Origin of the sequence: Mesorhizobium delmotii (genome assembly GCF_900149755.1) — a bacterium.
In the GTDB taxonomy this organism is placed as follows: domain Bacteria; phylum Pseudomonadota; class Alphaproteobacteria; order Rhizobiales; family Rhizobiaceae; genus Mesorhizobium; species Mesorhizobium delmotii.
The window spans coordinates 1,332,954-1,351,156 of the sequence record NZ_FUIG01000013.1; the positions used below are offsets into that span (position 1 = coordinate 1,332,954).

Here is an 18,203-nt window from a genome sequence, read left to right on the forward strand (position 1 = left end):
CGTCGCACAAATTCGTTACAGATCACCCACGGAGTCGATACAACGATACCGCTAATGTGAACTGAGAGTGACTACCGCGCCGAGGAGGACGTCATGACCGTAGCTCAGACACCGGTGGCGCTGTGCCAGCCGATCGACGGACGCCACCGCAAGATGTTCGTCGATGGCGCCTGGGTCGACGCCAGCTCGGGCCGCACCTTGGAAACCCGCAATCCAGCCACCGGCGCGGTCATTGCCACGGTGCCGCGCGGCGATCGCCAGGACGTCGAGCTAGCGGTGGCCGCGGCGCGCAGGGCCTTCGACGGGCCGTGGAGCCGGTTCAAGCCCTATGAGCGGCAGGTGCTGCTGCTCAGGATCGCCGACCTCTTCGAAAAACACTGGGAGGAGATCAGCCGGTCGGACACGACCGACATGGGCATGCCGATCGTGCGCACCCGCGCCAACCGCAACCGCATCATCGGTATGCTGCGCTACTATGCCGGCATGGCGACGTCCCTGCATGGCGAGACGATCGAGAACTCGCTGCCGGGCGAAATCGTCTCCTTCACGCGCAAGGAGCCGGTCGGCGTCGTCGGCGCCATCATCCCGTGGAACGCACCGACGGCCGCTTCGATCTGGAAGATCGCGCCGGCGCTGGCGACCGGATGCACGGTGGTGCTGAAACCTTCGGAAGAGGCGCCGCTGACGCCGCTTTTGATCGCCGACATCATGAACGAGGCCGGCGTCCCGCCAGGCGTCGTCAACATCGTGACCGGCACCGGCGCCGAGGCAGGTGCCGCACTTGCCGAGCATATGGGTGTCGACAAGATCGTCTTCACCGGCTCGACGGCGACCGGCCAGTCGATCGTCCTGGCCTCGGCCGGCAACCTCAAGCGCGTCTCGCTGGAGCTCGGCGGCAAGTCGCCGGTCATCGTCTGCGCCGACGCCAATCTCGACAAAGCGGTGCCGGTGGCGGCGATGTCGGTGTTCGCCAATTCCGGCCAGATCTGCATCGCCGGCTCGCGCCTGTTCGTCGAACGCTCCATCCATGACGAGTTCGTCGCGCGGCTGGCGGCCTATGCCGAGGGTCTCAGGGTCGGCGACGGCATCGATCCGGCAACCGAGATCGGCCCGCTCGTCTCCGAAAAGCAGCTGCAACGGGTCGCCTCGTATCTCCAGGCCGGCACGGCGGAGGGCGCGACCCTCGTTACCGGCGGCACACGCCTTGTGGAGGGTGCGCTGGCCGCCGGCAATTTCGTCGCGCCGACCGTCTTTGCCGGCGTTTCGGACGACATGAAGATCGCGCGCGAGGAGATCTTCGGGCCGGTCATTTCGGCATTGCCGTTCGATACACTGGATGAAGCGGTCGAGCGGGCCAACGACACGCCTTATGGTCTTGCAGCGGGGGTCTTCACCCGCAATGTCGCCACCGCGCACCAGCTATCTCGAAAAATCCGCGCCGGCTCGGTCTGGGTGAACACCTATCACGCCATAGATCCGGCCGTGCCTTTCGGCGGCTACAAGATGAGCGGCTACGGCCGCGAGGGCGGTGCCGAGCACCTCGACGAGTATCTCAACACCAAGGGCGTGTTCATCAAGATCGATTGAGCGATCCGCCGAATAATGCATGTCGCGCAAAAGTGTGCAGCGGTTTTGCAATAACGACATGCATAAAAAAACAACCTAAAGCGCGTCGCATGAGGCCGGTCAAACGCGACGCGCTTTAGGCCTGAAACGAAAAACCCGCCTCGGCGGCGGGTCATCGGTGTCAATCGGCACTACAACTGAATCACTAGCATAACTGCCGGCACAAAGCAAGAACAAAGCATGCAGGGATCAGGCGCGCGTCGCGCGCTTGATCCCCTTGAGGCTGGTATCAGATGACGAACAGCCAGTTGGCGAGCAGCATCAACACGACGCCGGCGATCAGCGTCAGGTAGGGCAGGATTCCCGCCTTTCTGACGGCGAGATCGGACGAATTCATGCCGAGATCAGCCAGCATGTGGTCGGGGAATTTGCCCTTGTCCTGGATGTAATGCCGGAAGCAGAACACCGGGATGATGAGGGCAGCCGTGATCAGCCCTGCCCACAGCGCCATCGGGTTCCAGACCTTGGCGCCGGCGCCCATGAAGATCATGTTGACGTAGGAAAAGATGGCGCCGAGGCCGAGCAGCCAGCTCGGCGCGCGCCATGGCCGTACGATATGGCCGTTGTCGATGCGGTGGATCCAGCCGGCGTTGAGGTTGAGGAAGTTGAAGATGATGTAGCCGCAGTTCGACACGGCGAGGATGAAGAAGAAGCTGGTTGCATCTGCCGAAGCGATGGCCAGCACGAATAGATTGAAGATCAGGTCGGTCCACATGGCGCGGGTCGGGGCGCCATGCTCGTTGACGTGGCTGAGATAGCGCGGCAGCCAGCCATCGACCGAGCCCTGGTAGAGGGTGCGCGAGGAGCCCGCCATCGCCGTCATGATGCACAGCACCAGGGCCAGGATCATCAGCATCACCAGAAGGCTATGGATCAGCTGGCCGCCGCCGACCATGCTGGCCAGTGCATCGGCAACGCCGGAGCCGTCGACGATCGGGGTCGCCAGCATGCCGTTCAAGCCGAGCACGCCCTGGAAGGTGAACGGCACCAGGATGAACAGCAGCATGCACAGCAAGCCGGAATAGAAGATCGCCTTGAAGGTGTCGGTGCCGGGAGTCTTGAACTCGGAGGTGTAACAGACGGCGGTCTCGAAACCGTAGGTCGACCAGGCGGCGATGAACATGCCGCCGAGAACAAGCGTCCAGCCGGCAATGTTCCACGCCCCGGGCTCGGGCGCATAGGCGGCCGCGAGCGGCACCAGCGGCGAGAAATTCGCCCAGTCGATCTGGCCGGTGACGATCGGCACGACGCCGACGATCAGCATCGGAATGATGACGAACAGGCCGATATATTTCTGCACATTTGCGGTGCCCAGGATGCCGCGATGCTGGATGGAGAAGATGATCAGCATCAGCACCGCACCGATGAAGAAAGTGGCGTTGAAGGTGAAGGAGACCGGGCCCAGCGTGTGGCCGTAGAGCGTCCAGTTGCGGATCGCTGGTGTGGCGGCCGCGCTCACCGCCGTGATGGCGTCGGCGGCACTGGTCCCCGTATTAGCGGCGATATAGGCGGCGACTTCCGGTGAGGTGTCGGTAAACAGCGGCACCGGCGCCAGCGCGTTGAGGATGTAGGCCGCGGCGATCGAGCAGCCGAGCGACAGCACCGGCGACCAGGCGAACCAGTTGCACCACACCGACAGCGGCGCGATGAACTTGGAATAGCGCAGCCAGGCGGTGGCGCCATAGATCGAAGCGCCGCCGGACTTGTTCGGGAACAGGCCGGCGATTTCCGCATAGGTGAAGGATTGCAGGAAGCCCATGATCATCGACACGGTCCAGATCAGGAAGGCCAGCTTACCGGTCGTGCCGGCAATGCCGCCGATCGAAAACAGGACAAGGGCGGGAACGCCGCTTGCCACCCAGAAGGCGCCGCGCCAATCGATGTTGCGGTGCAGCTTCCCTTCGGCAGGCGGCACTAAGGCAGAGACTATCGTGCTCATTTACGTGAATTCCCCATTTCTGATGTTCCCCATCGGCGACAGTCGCAACCGCGCGAGGCGTCACCGACGCACGCGTTGAACGACCTCAGGTGTTTTCCGCTCAGTAGTATTTTTTTCTTGACAGTGAACATCGACGCGTCACGCTTTCACGTCAAGCGTTTTTGTGAAGCTATGCACATCGCAGATGTGGAACATGCTCTTACCTTCTCCCCTTGTGGAGAAGGTGGCCTCGCCCACGGGTCTTGCCTCCGGCAAGCCCGAGGACAGGCTCCGCGAGGTCGGATGAGGGGTGATCCAGCTTGGCACCGACAGCACTCCGTCCAACACCCGTCTTCCGTCTCGGCGCTGCGCGCCGATCCACCTTCTCCCACAGGGGGAGAAGGCAAGGGATGCTGCCGTCAGGAGCGCGGCTTGGTCTTTTGCGGATCGTAGTGGGCGAAGGCGACGACGCGCGCCGGCAGCCGCTTGCTGTGGCCGTCGAGCTTGCCGATCTCGACCTCGGTGCCGATCGCGGAATGGGTGACGTCGAGCCTGGCCAGCGCGATGGTCTTGTTCAGCAGCGGCGAGCGTATGCTCGAAGTGATCTCGCCGATCTGGGCGCGGCCGACATGGACGCAATCGCCATGGCCGACCGCGACATTGGCGTCGATGTCGAGGCCGACCAGTTTCTTCTGCGGGTTTTCCTTGCGCCGGATCAGCGCCTCGCGGCCGATGAAATCGTCGGTCTTGCTCTTCAGCGGCACGGTGAAGCCGATGCCGGCCTCGAACGGATCAGTCTGGTCGGAAAACTCATAGCCGGCAAAGATCAGTCCGGCCTCGATGCGCACCATGTCGAGCGCCTGCAGCCCCATCGGCTTCAAGCCATGCGGCTGGCCGGCCTCCCAGATGGCGTCGAACACCTTTTCGGCATCGCGCGGATGGCACCAGATCTCGTAGCCGAGCTCGCCGGTATAGCCGGTGCGCGAAACGACGACGGGAATGCCGTTGCCGCCACCGATGCGGGCGACGGCGAAACGGAACCACTCGAGTTCCTCGATCGACGGCTGCAACGGCGAGGTCCAGATGATCTCTTTGAGGATGTCGCGGCTCTTCGGTCCTTGTACGGCGACATTGTGCATCTGGTCGGTCGACGAGCGCACCAGCACGTTGAGGCCGAGTTTCGTCGCGGTGTCGCGCAGCCATTCGCCGGAAAGATCGTCGCCGCCGACCCAGCGGAAATTGTCCTTGCCGAGCCTGAGCAGCGTGCCGTCGTCGATCATGCCGCCATGCTCGTAGCACATGGCGGAATAGACCACCTGGCCGACCCCGAGTTTTTTCACGTCGCGGGTCAGCGTGTATTGCAGCAGCGCTTCCGAATCCGGGCCGGTGACCTCGAACTTGCGCAGCGGCGACAGGTCCATGATCACGGCAGCCCGCCGGCAGGCCCAGTATTCGTCGATCTGGCCTTGCCTGGCGAAGGAATTGGCCAGCCAATAGCCCCTGTACTCGACGAAGTTGCGGGTGTGCTTGGCAAAGCTCGAATGAAAAGCGGTCTCGCGGGTCATTTTCGGTTCCGAATCGGGCGTCATGCGTCTGGCGATCGCTCGCGAGAATTTGTGCTGGCCGGAATAGGTCCGCACATGGATGTCGGTCAGATTCCAGCCATTGGCCGGCGTCGTGTCGTCGGGACAGGCCGACGAAACGCAAACGATGTCGGTCAAGGCGCGCAGCAGCACATAGTCGCCCGGCCGCGACCACGGCTCGTCGGACACCATGACGCCATGCGCGTCGATCGCCGTGTTGAAGAAGAAGTTGATCGCCATCCAGCCGGCGCGCGGGGTGACGCCCTTGTCGGCGAGCGCGCGGTTGAAATTCTCCGAGCAGTTGGGGTGACCGGGATAGCCGATGTCGTCGTAATATTTGGCGGCGCAAGCGAGCGCGAATGCATCGTGCCGGCCGCATGTGTCCTGCACCACCTCGACCAGCGGCTCCATGTCCTGATCGTAGTATTTCGAGTGCAGGCCTGGCATCGGATAGCTCGAGCCCATCAGCGTGCGGGTCGTCGTCACGTCGAGCGGATGATCGCTGCCCTTGTCGAGCTTGCGCGCCGAAAAGCACTGGAAGTCGGTGCATTGGCGCCCGTCGACATCGATGATCTGCAGATAGTCGCCTGCCTTGACGAAGTAGGCTTCCGCGGTCGCCGAATGGACACGCAGGTCGAGCACCGGGTCGGCTAGGGGATCGCCCAATTGCGACTTCGCCACCGGACGGATCGTGGCGCGGCGGACGATGACGTTGAGCGGTGTCGCCGTGTCGTGGCCGTCGACCAGCATCGGCCCGCCCGGGGCAGCGATCAGCATCGACCCATTACGGGCGACGGTAAAACCCTGTTCGGTGCCGGCCGGGGTGGCGCCGCCGAAGACGCGAACCGCCTTTGCCTGATCAAGCTGCACCTGGCGTCGCTCGAGCCCTCGGCGCAAGGAAGCGAGGCTGTCGTCGCCATCGGCCAGCAGCGCCTTGATGCCGGCGGCGTTGCTGTGCGATTTCTCGCCTAAAATGCTGGGGTCGGTAGCGCCGCTCGTGTCCCAAGCCAGCAGTTCGCAAGCCTGGCCGCCCTCTACGTTGCGTACGCTGATGGTATCGCCGGCCTCGACATCGATGAGCACCGCGCCATTGCCGTGAACGAAATAGCGCTCCATGCCAGCCGGCAGCGCCATTTGGCCGGGCCGCAGGATGAGGCTCGGCCGGGGCGGTCCGGCGGCGACGGCGGGGTAGGGCGACTGGCTCATCTCAACCCTATGTCTTGAGAAACAAGTTTGCCTGTACGTGAAATTATTTTAGCAGCAAGAATAGGCTCGGAAGGCTGGACTTGGCAAGGCGAAGGTGGCGAGCGGAGCTCGGTCGGATGAGGGGTGTGCTCCAGCTTGGCATCGGCCGCACTCCGTCCAACACCCCTCAACCGTCTTGGCGCTACGCGCCAATCCACCTTCTCCCACAAGGGGAGAAGAGAAGAAGCAAATGCTACCCCAACTCCTCGGAATGCCCGATATCAACGCCGTATTCGGCGGCAGCGTCGAGCATCGTGCGCCACAGGCTTTCGGCGAAGGTTGCAAACACCAGAAGATTGAACACCGCCTGCCCATCCGGCCGGTCATTTCCACGCCAGAGATTGACACTGGTATGATCGATCGATGTCGCGGCAGCGGCGCCGATAGGGAATGACGCCGGGTGCAGGTCGAGCGACGACAGCTTGGCCAGCATGGCGCGCGCCTTCGTTCCCGAGACGCTGATCAGGGCGCGCGCATGCGACTGGTCCGACAGCGAGGCGGGTTGCGAAAACGCCTGGCTCAAAATGTCGATCGCATGCTTGCCGCCCTTCGACAGGACGAGGAACTGATCCGGCCCCGACCAGATGAGCATCACGTCCGAAGCGCTGACGGCCTTCGGCACCTCCGGAGCCGCCATGCCGAAACGGGCCTTGGCAGCGTTTGCCAGTTCCGCCCCTTTGCCGCGCCGCGCCATGATCTGGATCAGGTCGAAATTGCGAATCTCGGTGAGCGAAATGCCCGGTTCGACGTCGCGCGCGCCATAGGCGCCCACGACAAGGACATGCTCCAGCGGACTGCGAGAAATCCACGAAATTTCAGCCACGCTGGCGCCCTCCATCCGGATCGTAGAAGACGGGATTGCACAGCTCGACGTCATAGTCTTCGCCGCGCAGCGGGTCATGCGCATGGACGATCTCGCCGATGCGCTCGCGGCCGCGCTCGACAAGCGCGAGCCCGATCCACTGGTCAAGCGTCGGCGAGAAACAGACCGACGTGACATAGCCCTGATCGTTGGCGGAACCCGGTATCTCGCCCTTCGGGATGACATGTGCGCCGGAGCGCAGGCGGCGCGTCTTGTCGGTCGGCTTGATGCCGACCACGACCTGCCGATCCGGTGCGACCAGCGCCTCGCGCCCGGCCATGACGCGGCCAATAAAATCCTTCCTGGTCGACATCATCCTGCCAAGCCCGAGATCGGCGGCGGTCGTCGTGCCGTTCAGTTCCGGCCCGGCGACATGGCCCTTTTCGATGCGCATGACGCCGAGCGCCTCGGTGCCGTAGGGCGTCACGCCGAATTGTTTGCCGGCTAGCGTCAGATTGCGCACCAGCGCGTCGCCGTAGCGGGCCGGAACGGAAATCTCGAACGCCATCTCGCCGGAGAACGAAATGCGGAACAGCCGCGCCCCGATGCCGCCGCGAAGCGCTACTTCCCGCGCTCCCATGAATGGAAACCCCTCGTTCGAGAGGTCCTCGGATTCATCAACGACCTGTTTCAGCAACTCCCGCGCGCTCGGCCCGGCGATCGAGAATTGCGCCCACTGGTCGGAGACTGACGTGAGTTGCACGTCGAGTTCTGGGAACAGCACCTGCCGGCAGAATTCGAGGTGCTGCATCACCGGCCCGGCCTTCGCGGTGGTGGTGGTCAGGAAATAGTGGTCCTCGGCCAGACGCGACGTGGTGCCGTCGTCATAGACGATGCCGTCCTCGCGCAGCATCAGCCCGTAGCGCGCTTTCCCCACAGCAAGATTGGAGAAGGTGTTGATGTAGACGCGGTCGAGGAACGCGCCGGCATCCGGTCCGTGCACGTCGATTTTGCCGAGCGTCGAGACGTCGCAAAAGCCGACGCCGCCGCGCACCGCCTTGACCTCGCGGGTGACCGATTCCAGCCAGTCCTTCTCGCCGGCGCGCGGATACCATTGCGCGCGCTTCCACAGGCCGGTGTCGACGAACATCGCGCCCTGTTCGGCCGCCCAGTGATGCGACGGCGTCAGCCGCGTCGCATGGAAATTCTCGTCGCGATGATGACCGGCGAAGGCGCCGATGGCGACCGGCACATAGGGCGGGCGATAGATCGTCGTGCCGGTCTCGGGGATGGGTTTGCCTGATACCGCCGCCATAATGGCGAGGCCGGCGACGTTCGAGGTCTTGCCCTGGTCGGTGGCCATGCCGAGCGTCGTGTAGCGTTTCAGATGCTCGACGGATTCAAAACCTTCGCGCTGCGCCAGTTCGATGTCCGCAGCGGTGACGTCGTGCTGGTAGTCGACAAAGGCTTTCCCTTTGCCGGCAACATGCCAGAGCGGGGTCAGCGAAAAAGCCTCGTCGTCAGCGACTGGCGGAGCGCCGGCATTGCCGCTGTGTCCGGCACTCTGCGCTGCCGCCGCACCGGCGGCGAATCCCTGTCGCAGGCAGGCGCCGAGCCCAAAAGCGCCGTTGGCGGCACCGGCGGCCACCATGCCCGGAGGGGCGCCGTCCGGCACGAAGGCTGATATATCATCCTGCCATTTCGGCCGGCCGCGATGGTAGGAGGTCAGCCCGACCGCCGGGTTCCAGCCGCCGGAAACGGCAAGCCCGTCGGCTTCGACTTCGGCGCGTGCGCAGCCGGTCAGCGATATCGAGATTTTCCTGACACCGTCCTTGCCGCCTTCGACACCGACGACGGAGCCGTTCAAAACGGCAAAGCCGGTTTTGGCGGCAAGCGCGCGATGCGCGGCAGACACATCCGGCCGTGCGTCGACGACGGCGGCGATCTGCAATCCGGCGCCAAGCGCCGTCTCTACCGTGCGCCAGCCATCCTCATTGTTGGTGAACAGCGCGATCCGCTTTGCAGGCGTTGCCGAATAGCGCGCGACATAAGTCCGCATCGCCGAAGCCATCATCACGCCGGGCGTGTCGTTGCCGGCAAAGACGATCGGCCGTTCGATGGCACCGGCGGCAACAACTGAGCGCTTTGCTATTATCCGCCACAGTCGCTGGCGCACCTGATGCTCCGGCGGGGAGGGCAGGTGATCGTTGACCCGTTCGATGGCGCCATAGGTGCCGCCGTCATAGACGCCGAACAGCGTCGTGCGGTTCATGATGCGGACGCCGGGCAGCGAGGCGAGCTCGGCCAGCGTGCGGGAGATCCATTCGGCCGCCGGCATACGGTCGATCGTGCCGCCGTCGGAAAGCAGGCGGCCGCCAAGCGCAAAATCTTCCTCGCACAGGATAACGCGGGCGCCAGATCGGCCGGCGGCGAGCGCTGCGGCCAGCCCGGCAGGACCGGAGCCGGCGATCAGTACGTCGCAATGCGCCCAAGCCTTGTCGTAATGATCGGGGTCAGCAACGCCCGCCGCCCGGCCGAGACCGGCGGCGCGGCGGATCGCCGGCTCGTAGATCGCCTCCCAGAATTTTGCCGGCCACATGAAGGTCTTGTAGTAGAAGCCGGCGACGAAGATCGGCGAAAACAGCTGGTTCACGGCCATCAGATCGTGGCGCAGCGACGGCCAGCGGTTCTGGCTGGCGGCTTCCAGACCGTCATAAAGTTCGGCGGTGGTCGCCTTGGTGTTGGGCTCACGGCGCGCCCCCGTGCGCAGCTCGACCAGCGCGTTGGGTTCTTCCGAGCCTGATGTCAGGATGCCGCGCGGCCGATGGTATTTGAACGAGCGGCCGACCAGCCTGACGCCATTGGCAATCAGCGCCGAGGCGAGCGTGTCGCCCTGGAAGCCGGCAAAGGTTTTGCCGTCGAAGCGAAAATTCAGCGGCGCCGAGCGGTCGATGAGACCGCCGGATGGCAGACGATTGGGTTGGCTGGAAATCACGATGCCCGGCCCCCATGCAAGAGCGTCGCGCTGCCCCTCATCGCCCTGCCGGGCACTTCTCCCCGTATAGTGACGGGGAGAAGGACGCCTTCACTGAGGGTTTCGCCAATCTCCAGCGTAGCAGGAAGGGCGCCGAGGTTGCGGCCATCTCCCTTCTCCCCGTCACTATACGGGGAGAAGGTGCCGGCAGGCGGATGAGGGGCGGCGCTGAGTTGGCTAAGAATACTCATTTTGCCACCTGCCTTGCCCCGACTCCCGCCGCCGGCTCGACCGAGGAAATCTCGTGTGTCAGCGTGTTGCGGGCGATCTTCAGCCAGGCCCGGCAGCCGCCGCCATGGTACCAATGTTCGCTGGTCTCGCCGGCAATGTTGTCGCGCAGATAGACGTAGTCGAACACCTCGTCTTCCGAGCCACCGGCTGCCGGCCGCAGCGGCTTGGCGTCGCCCAGATAGGTGAATTCACCGAGTTCGCGTTCGCCGCAGAAGGGACAGACAATACGCATGCTTTTTGGACCGTCCTCAGTGCAGGTTCGGTTGGGCGCCGACGCCCTTTTCATCGATCATCGCGCCCCGCCGGAATCGGTCGAGGCGGAATCTGGCGGCCTCCCTATGCGGTTCGTCGCGGGCCAGAAGATGGGCAAACACAAGGCCCGAGCCGGGCGTTGCCTTGAAGCCGCCATAACACCAGCCGGCATTGAGATAGAGCCCGTCCACCGGGGTCTTGTCGATGATCGGCGAGCCGTCCATCGACATGTCCATGATGCCGCCCCACTGGCGCAAGAGGCGCACGCGACCGATCATCGGCATAAGCGCCATGCCGCCCTCGCAGACGTCTTCCATCACAGGCATGTTGCCGCGCTGGGCATAGGAATTGTAGCCGTCTATGTCGCCGCCGAAGACCAGTCCGCCCTTGTCGGACTGGCTGACGTAGAAATGGCCGGCGCCGAAAGTCATGACGTTGGGGATCAGCGGCTTGATCGCCTCGGAAACGAAGGCCTGCAGCACGTGGCTCTCGATCGGCAGCCGCAGTCCCGCCATCGCCGCGACCCGCGAGGAACTGCCGGCAACGGCCATGCCGACCTTGCCAGCGCCGATTGTGCCGCGCGAAGTCTCGACGCCGGTCACCTTGCCGTTGGCGTCGCGCGAAAAACCTGTCACCTCGCAATTCTGGATGATGTCGACGCCGAGCCCGCTCGCCGCATGGGCATAGCCCCAGACCACCGCGTCGTGGCGCGCCGTGCCGCCGCGCCGCTGCAGCAGGCCGCCTTGCACGGGAAAGCGCGCATTGTCGAAGTTCAGGAACGGCATCATCTTCTTGACCGCGGCAAGGTCCAAGAGTTCGGCATCGATGCCGTTGATGCGCATGGTGTTGCCGCGCCGCGCATAGGCGTCGCGCTGCGCATCGGAATGGTAGAGATTGATGACGCCGCGCTGGCTGACCATAGTGTTGTAGTTGAGATCCTGCTCCATGCGCTCCCACAGCTTCATCGACAGCTCGTAGAAGCCGGTATTGCCGGGCAGCCCGTAATTGGAGCGGATGATGGTGGTGTTGCGGCCGGCATTGCCGGAACCGATCCAGCCCTTTTCGACCACGGCGACATTCCTGATGCCGTACTCACTGGCGAGGAACCATGCCGTCGCCAGGCCGTGACCGCCGCCGCCGATGATCACCACGTCGTAGTGATCCTTCGGGCTAGCGTCGCGCCAGGTGCGCTGCCAGGTCTTGTGGCCGGAAAATGCGGCGCGGGCGAGGGAGAAGATCGAGTATTTCATAAATCTATTCCGAGGTCGCTCGCGCCACGCAGGACCTTTCTTGACGCATCGGAATCATCCGAAAATCGCCTCACGCTTTTCGTTCCGATGCTCTAGATATCCAGCGTGTGGTCACGCTCCCACTGGGTGAAGTGGGAAGCATAGGAATTCCATTCCTGGTGCTTGAGCTTTAGATAAGCCGACGAGAATTCCTCACCCAGCGCCGCCTTGAGCGATTTGTCGTTGTCGAACTCGCGCAATGCATCGAGCAGGTTGAGCGGCAGCTTCGGCGCGCCCTCCACCGTATGCCCGAACTGGTACATGTCGATGTCGTAGCGCCTGCCGGGATCGGCCTTCGAGCGGATGCCGTCGAGGCCGGCGGCGATGATGACGGCCTGCAGCAGATAAGGGTTTGCCGCGCCGTCGGGCAGGCGCAGCTCGAAGCGTCCGGGGCCGGGCACGCGCACCATGTGGGTGCGGTTGTTGCCGGTCCATGTCACCGAGTTCGGCGCCCAGGTGGCGCCCGAAATAGTCCGCGGCGCATTGATACGCTTGTAGGAATTGACGGTCGGGTTGGTGATCGCGGCAAGTGCTGAGGCATGCTTCATGATGCCGCCTAGAAAATTCTTACCCTTCGCCGACAGGCCAAGCTCCATGGCGTTGTCGGCAAAGACATTGGTCTTGCCGTCCTTGTCCCACACCGAGATGTGGGCGTGGCAGCCATTGCCGGTCAGGCCGGGGAATGGTTTTGGCATGAAGGTGGCGCGCAGGCCGTGCTTTTCCGCAACGGATTTGACCATGAACTTGAAGAAGGAATGCTTGTCGGCGGTCGCCAGCGCATCGTCGAAGGCCCAGTTCATCTCGAACTGGCCGTTGGCGTCCTCATGATCGTTCTGGTAGGGGCCCCAGCCGAGCGCCAGCATGTGGTCGCAGATCTCGGCGATGACATCGTAGCGCCGCATCACCGCCTGCTGGTCGTAGCAGGGCTTTGACGCCGTGTCGTATTCGTCGGAAATCGTCTTGCCGTCCGGCGAGATCAGGAAGAACTCGGCCTCGACGCCGGTCTTGACATGCATACCGTCGCCCGCCGCCTCGTCAATCAGCCGCCTCAGCGTGTTGCGCGGCGCCTGCTCGACCGATTTTTCGTCCATCATGCAATTGGCAGCAATCCAGGCGACTTCCGGCTTCCACGGCAGCTGGATGACCGAATCCGGATCCGGCACCGCCAGCATGTCTGGATGCGCCGGCGTCAGGTCGAGCCAGGTGGCAAAGCCGGCAAAGCCGGCACCGTCCTTCTGCATCTCGGCGATGGCTTGCGCCGGTACCAGCTTGGCGCGCTGCCCACCGAACAGGTCGGTGTAGGAAATCATGAAATATTTGACGCCGTTCCCTTTGGCGAAGGCGGCGAGATCGTTCCCCATTATAGTTCCTCGCTTATTGGTATTTGGTAGTTTGATATCAGAAGCCGTTCTTCCCCGGTATCCAGTTGGTCCCGGCCAGCGGCACGCCGGCCATGGCGGCGGCTTCGATCGTGAGCGCGACGAGATCCTCGGGCTCGAGATTATGCAGGCTGTTCTTGCCGCAGGCGCGGGCAATCGTTTGAGCCTCCAGCGTCATCACCTTGAGATAATTCGCCAGCCGTCGGCCGGCCGCTATCGGATCGACCCGTTTCATTAGTTCGGGGTCCTGCGTGGTGATGCCGGCCGGATCGCGGCCCTCGTGCCAATCATCATAGGCGCCGGCGGTGGTGCCGAGCTCGTTGTATTCCGCCTCCCAGCGCGGATCGTTGTCGCCGAGCGCGACAAGTGCGGCGGTGCCGATCGACACCGCGTCGACGCCGAGCGCCAGCGCCTTGGCCACATCGGCGCCGTTGCGGATGCCGCCCGAGATGATCAGCTGCACCTTGCGATGCATGCCGAGATCCTGCAGCGCCTGCACCGCCGGCCGGATGCAGGCAAGCGTCGGCTGGCCGACATTCTCGATGAACACTTCCTGGGTTGCGGCGGTGCCGCCCTGCATCCCGTCGATCACGACGACATCTGCACCTGATTTCACCGCAAGTGCTGTATCGTAATAGGGCCGCGCGCCGCCGACCTTGACGTAGATCGGCTTTTCCCAGTCGGTGATTTCGCGCAGTTCCAGGATCTTGATCTCGAGATCGTCGGGCCCGGTCCAGTCGGGATGGCGCGAGGCCGAGCGCTGGTCGATACCCTTGGGCAGCGTGCGCATTTCGGCGACGCGGTCGGAGATCTTCTGGCCAAGCAGCATGCCGCCGCCACCGGGCTTGGCGCCCTGGCCGACGACGATCTCGATCGCATCTGCCCGGCGCAAGTCGCGCGGGTTCATGCCGTAGCGCGACGGCAGGTACTGATAGACCAGCGTCTTGGAATGGCCGCGCTCTTCCTCGGTCATGCCGCCGTCGCCGGTGGTCGTCGAGGTGCCGGACAGCGTCGCACCGCGGCCGAGCGCTTCCTTGGCTGGACCGGACAGCGAGCCAAAACTCATGCCGGCGATGGTGATCGGGATTTTCAGCTCGATCGGCTTTTTCGCATGGCGCGAACCCAGCACGACGCTGGTGTCGCAGCGCTCGCGATAGCCTTCCAGCGGATAGCGCGAGATCGAAGCGCCGAGCACCAGCAGGTCGTCGAAATGCGGCAGCTTGCGCTTGGCGCCGGCGCCGCGAATATCATAGATGCCGGTCGCCGCGGCGCGGCGGATCTCGGAGAGTGTGTAGTCGTCGAAGGTCGCGGATTTGCGCGGCGTCGTCGGCGGGTTGCGATAGGTCATTGAGCCTCAATACGCTTCGGCGTTGTCGATGTTGAAGTTGTAGAGCGTGCGCGCCGAGCCGTAACGCTTGAACTCCGCCGCTTTGACGCCGGTCACCCCGGCGCGGTCGAGCAGGCCTTGCAGCAACTCCAAATGCTCGGGCCGCATCTCCTTGGCAATGCAGTCGGCGCCGAGGCTGCCGACCTTGCCGCGCACGAACAGCCGCGCCTCGTAGATGGAATCGCCGAGCGCATCGCCGGCGTCGCCCAGCACCACCAAATTGCCGGACTGCGCCATGAAGGCCGACATGTGGCCGATATTGCCATTTACGACGATGTCGATGCCCTTCATCGAAATACCGCAGCGCGACGACGCGTTACCCTCAATGACCAGCAGCCCGCCCCTGCCGGTGGCGCCGGCATATTGGCTGGCATCGCCTTTGACCGTTATCGAACCTGACATCATGTTTTCGCCGACGCCGGGTCCGGCCGAGCCATGCACGGTGATGGCGCTGCCGTCGTTCATGCCGCCGCAATAATAGCCGACACTGCCGCGGACATCGATGGTGACCGGCTGGTCGACGCCGACGGCGACCGAATGGCTGCCTTTCGGATTGAGCACTTCCCAGGCGGTCTCGTTCGAACCGAGGGTCAAATTATGAAGCGCCTGGTTGAGCTCGCGCAGCGGCATCTCAGCCAGGTCGAAGACCCGTGACGCATGGCCCTGGTCGAGTGCCTTGGAGACGTTGATTGCCGGCATGAACTCAATGCTCCCAGAAATAGACGGTTGCGGGCTCGGGTTCCCAGACCCTCGCATTATCTATGCCGGGCAGTTTGGTGAGCGCGCGATATTCCGAGCCGAAGGCGACATACTGGTCGGTCTCGGCCATGACGGCAGGCTTGCAGGCGATCGGATCGCGCACCACGCCGAAGCCGTTCTTGGTGCCGACGACGAAGGTGAAGAAGCCGTCGAGGTCGCTCAGCGTGCCTTCCAGCGCCTCGCCGAGATTCTTGCCATGTGCCATCTGCGAGGAGAGATAGGCGGCCGCGACTTCCGTGTCATTCTCGGTTTCGAATTTCATGCCTTCGCGGATCAGCTCGCGACGGACATTGTTGTGATTGGACAGCGAGCCGTTGTGCACCAGGCACTGGTCGGCGCCGGTCGAGAACGGATGCGCGCCCATCGTCGTCACTGCCGATTCCGTCGCCATGCGGGTATGGCCGATGCCGTGCGTGCCGGTCATGCTGCGCACGTCGAACCGGTCGACGACCGCTTCCGGCAAGCCTACTTCCTTGTAGATTTCGACGACGTCGCCGGCGCCCATGATGCGGATATCGGGGCGCAGCGCCTGGATCGCCTCGCGCACTTCATCGATCTTGTCGGGCGTCGTCCTGACGACCGCATGCGTCGATTTCACCGCGATGTTCACCGGCGTTCCGATCGCCCTGGCGAGTTCGGCATCCAGGTTGCGGAAATCGTGCTCCGGCTTTGCCGACTGGATGGTGATCTTGGCCTCGTTGCCGGATGGCGCTCCATAGATGGCGATGCCGGCGCTGTCGGGACCGCGATCGCTGAGCGAGATCAGCATCTCCGAAAGCATCGAGCCAAGCCGGGGCTCGAGCGACTTGTCCTTCAAAAACAGTCCGACGATTCCGCACATGTCAGGCTCCCGAGCTGAAGTATGATTTAGGTGCTACCAGCTTCATCAAGCGAATTCAACTCGTATGAAAGTTTTTTTCATCTTGGACAAGTCGCCTGGTGCAAATGACGCGCCAGGGCGACCGGTGGCGACTTAATGGCGATCGATCGCCTTTCTGGTTTCCTCTCCGGTGCGATCCGCAGCCATGTCGGCTTCGATTTCAGCGTTCTCGTGGCGCGTCTGGAGGACGTGCCACCCGATCCAGAAGACGAGGCCGATGATGACCATCACGACTTCAGAACCCTGAAACGGGTAGATCGCGCCGATGTCCTTGAGGTCCACGGCCCAACTTTCCATTCCATTGGTAGACATTGCGGTTTCTCCTTGCCCGTTGACTATTTGATCATGGCCTTTTCGGCGGTTCCCACTTCGCGGACAGAGGCGTCGAACGCATGGTTGAGGGCGAAGTCGACGCCCTCGAGTTCGACCTTCGCCGGTACGCGCAGCAGGTTCATGCTGTTGAGGATCTTGCAGACGACAAAGGTGGGGACGAAGCCGAGCACGAACATCAGCACCGCGCCAGCGAAATTGCCGAGCGGGTTGATGTGCACGAAGCCTTCATAGGGCGAGGACGGCTGTCCCCACAGCATGAAGCCCGCGACCACGACGCCGAGGAAGCCGCCATAGCCGTGCACTGCAACGGCGCCGACCGCATCATCGATCTTGAAGCGACGTTCGACGAAATAATGCAGCTTGTAGCAGATGGTCGGGACGATCGCACCGATCAGCATCGCCTGGATCGGGTGATAGAGGTCGTTGCCGGCCGAGGCCGAGATGATGCCGCAAAGCCCCATCGAGAACGTCCAGAACGGGTCGCCTTTCGAGACGATGTAGCCGGCGAGCATGCCGCCCGACAGCGACATCAGAAAGTTGAAGGTGATCGCCGAGAGCGTGGTCGGCGCGAGATAGATGTTGGTCGCCGTCCAGGTCTCGCCGGTGATCTGGCCGGCAATCGTGGCCGGGCTGATCAGTGGAATGTTGCACGCGGCATAAAAGCCCCAGAAACCGGTGAAGATCAGGAACAGGCCGATCGTGACCAGCCAGACATTGTGGGGCGGGATGTCGCGCGCCGTGCCGTCGGGCCTGAACTTGCCGATGCGCGGACCCAGCACGATGAGAAAGGCGAGCGCCGCTCCGCCCGCGATCGCGTGCACGACGCCCGACGCATAGGCGTCATGATAGCCCCACAGCTTCACCATCCAGCCTTGCGGATGCCAGCCCCAGGATGCGTCGAGGATCCACAGGACCGAGCCGACAAGCACCGCGACGATCCAGAACGCACCCGAGCGCGCGCGCTCGATGATCGAACCCGAGACGATCGACGCCGTCGTGATGGAAAACAGCAGGAAGGCGCCCCAGAACACGCCGTTGAGGCGATGCCACAGCGCGGCATCGGTAGGCGTGACCCCCGTCTCGCCTGGATTGACACCGGAGAGGTGGGTGCCCATCAGCGGATTCCACGATTCGGCGAATGGTGCGGTGACAAGCCCGCCGGCGATGCCCGGCCCGTTGGGGAAACCGAAATAGATCCACCAGCCGAAAAAATAGAAGGTGATCGTTACGAGCGGGATCGCCATCGCATTCTTCATAAGCGTTTTCAGATGATTGCGCCGACGCGACACGCCCACCTCGTACATGCAGAACCCGACATGGATCAGGAACATCATGACGATGGTCACCCAGTAATAGAATTCCGTGAAAATGGTCGTTAGCGCGTTGAGATTCCCTTCCATTGCATGTCCCCTCCGTTCAGTTGCGTTCCTTGCCTCTCAGTAAAACTTTTTGCATGTTAGTATTGCGCGCTTTTGGAGTTTTGAG

General features: G+C 63.2%; 13 protein-coding genes. 1 reads left to right on the plus strand and 12 read right to left on the minus strand.

What is annotated here, in order from left to right; genetic code table 11:
- The first annotated feature begins 93 nt into the window (after positions 1-93).
- The gene (locus tag BQ8482_RS07830; protein ID WP_123146935.1) at positions 94-1,587 is read left to right on the plus strand and encodes an aldehyde dehydrogenase family protein; all 1,494 of its coding nucleotides are present in this window, start codon (positions 94-96) and stop codon (positions 1,585-1,587) included.
- A gap of 268 nt (positions 1,588-1,855) precedes the next feature.
- Here the strand turns inward: BQ8482_RS07830 and BQ8482_RS07835 are convergent, their stop codons facing one another.
- From BQ8482_RS07835 to BQ8482_RS07900, 12 genes are all read right to left on the minus strand, one after another.
- On the minus strand, positions 1,856-3,565 hold the full coding sequence (locus tag BQ8482_RS07835) for a trimethylamine N-oxide permease (RefSeq protein ID WP_123146936.1): 1,710 nt from the start codon (positions 3,563-3,565) through the stop codon (positions 1,856-1,858).
- Positions 3,566-3,963: 398 nt separating this feature from the next.
- A complete protein-coding gene (locus BQ8482_RS07845; protein WP_123146938.1) occupies positions 3,964-6,333 on the minus strand; it encodes a trimethylamine N-oxide demethylase in 2,370 nt (789 codons plus the stop codon).
- A gap of 232 nt (positions 6,334-6,565) precedes the next feature.
- Positions 6,566-7,195 (minus strand): sarcosine oxidase subunit gamma, encoded by a 630-nt coding sequence (locus BQ8482_RS07850; protein WP_123147458.1) that lies wholly within the window; start codon positions 7,193-7,195, stop codon positions 6,566-6,568.
- Positions 7,188-10,166 carry a sarcosine oxidase subunit alpha gene (locus BQ8482_RS07855; RefSeq protein ID WP_165848494.1) on the minus strand — a complete coding sequence of 993 codons (2,979 nt, stop codon included), beginning with the start codon at positions 10,164-10,166 and terminating at the stop codon, positions 7,188-7,190. Before BQ8482_RS07855 ends, BQ8482_RS07850 begins: the two co-directional genes overlap by 8 nt.
- A gap of 229 nt (positions 10,167-10,395) precedes the next feature.
- The gene (locus BQ8482_RS07865) at positions 10,396-10,671 is read right to left on the minus strand and encodes a sarcosine oxidase subunit delta (protein ID WP_123146941.1); all 276 of its coding nucleotides are present in this window, start codon (positions 10,669-10,671) and stop codon (positions 10,396-10,398) included.
- Positions 10,672-10,687: 16 nt separating this feature from the next.
- Entirely contained in the window at positions 10,688-11,941 is a 1,254-nt protein-coding gene (locus BQ8482_RS07870; protein ID WP_123146942.1) for a sarcosine oxidase subunit beta family protein, read from the minus strand.
- Positions 11,942-12,033: 92 nt separating this feature from the next.
- Positions 12,034-13,341, minus strand: coding sequence for a type III glutamate--ammonia ligase (gene glnT, locus BQ8482_RS07875; RefSeq protein WP_123146943.1), 1,308 nt, complete (start codon positions 13,339-13,341; stop codon positions 12,034-12,036).
- Between the two features lie 37 nt (positions 13,342-13,378).
- Complete coding sequence (locus BQ8482_RS07880) at positions 13,379-14,707, minus strand: FMN-binding glutamate synthase family protein (protein ID WP_123146944.1); 1,329 nt, start codon at positions 14,705-14,707, stop codon at positions 13,379-13,381.
- A gap of 6 nt (positions 14,708-14,713) precedes the next feature.
- Positions 14,714-15,445 carry a GltB/FmdC/FwdC-like GXGXG domain-containing protein gene (locus tag BQ8482_RS07885; RefSeq protein ID WP_123146945.1) on the minus strand — a complete coding sequence of 244 codons (732 nt, stop codon included), beginning with the start codon at positions 15,443-15,445 and terminating at the stop codon, positions 14,714-14,716.
- A gap of 4 nt (positions 15,446-15,449) precedes the next feature.
- Positions 15,450-16,346 (minus strand): class II glutamine amidotransferase, encoded by an 897-nt coding sequence (locus tag BQ8482_RS07890; RefSeq protein WP_029355349.1) that lies wholly within the window; start codon positions 16,344-16,346, stop codon positions 15,450-15,452.
- Positions 16,347-16,478: 132 nt separating this feature from the next.
- Positions 16,479-16,667: a hypothetical protein gene (locus BQ8482_RS07895; RefSeq protein ID WP_244602655.1), complete on the minus strand. Its 189-nt coding sequence runs from the start codon at positions 16,665-16,667 to the stop codon at positions 16,479-16,481.
- 53 nt (positions 16,668-16,720) lie between these two features.
- The gene (locus BQ8482_RS07900) at positions 16,721-18,118 is read right to left on the minus strand and encodes an ammonium transporter (RefSeq protein WP_123146947.1); all 1,398 of its coding nucleotides are present in this window, start codon (positions 18,116-18,118) and stop codon (positions 16,721-16,723) included.
- Positions 18,119-18,203: the final 85 nt, after the last annotated feature.

What these genes read in the sequence shown, in the direction of transcription:
- BQ8482_RS07890 (WP_029355349.1), bottom strand. Translation starts at nt 16,346, where the DNA reads ATGTGCGGAATCGTCGGACTGTTTTTGAAGGACAAGTCGCTCGAGCCC.
- BQ8482_RS07900 (WP_123146947.1), bottom strand. Translation starts at nt 18,118, where the DNA reads ATGGAAGGGAATCTCAACGCGCTAACGACCATTTTCACGGAATTCTAT.
- BQ8482_RS07865 (WP_123146941.1), bottom strand. Translation starts at nt 10,671, where the DNA reads ATGCGTATTGTCTGTCCCTTCTGCGGCGAACGCGAACTCGGTGAATTC.
- BQ8482_RS07835 (WP_123146936.1), bottom strand. Translation starts at nt 3,565, where the DNA reads ATGAGCACGATAGTCTCTGCCTTAGTGCCGCCTGCCGAAGGGAAGCTG.
- BQ8482_RS07885 (WP_123146945.1), bottom strand. Translation starts at nt 15,445, where the DNA reads ATGCCGGCAATCAACGTCTCCAAGGCACTCGACCAGGGCCATGCGTCA.
- BQ8482_RS07845 (WP_123146938.1), bottom strand. Translation starts at nt 6,333, where the DNA reads ATGAGCCAGTCGCCCTACCCCGCCGTCGCCGCCGGACCGCCCCGGCCG.
- BQ8482_RS07830 (WP_123146935.1), top strand. Translation starts at nt 94, where the DNA reads ATGACCGTAGCTCAGACACCGGTGGCGCTGTGCCAGCCGATCGACGGA.
- BQ8482_RS07870 (WP_123146942.1), bottom strand. Translation starts at nt 11,941, where the DNA reads ATGAAATACTCGATCTTCTCCCTCGCCCGCGCCGCATTTTCCGGCCAC.
- glnT (WP_123146943.1), bottom strand. Translation starts at nt 13,341, where the DNA reads ATGGGGAACGATCTCGCCGCCTTCGCCAAAGGGAACGGCGTCAAATAT.
- BQ8482_RS07880 (WP_123146944.1), bottom strand. Translation starts at nt 14,707, where the DNA reads ATGACCTATCGCAACCCGCCGACGACGCCGCGCAAATCCGCGACCTTC.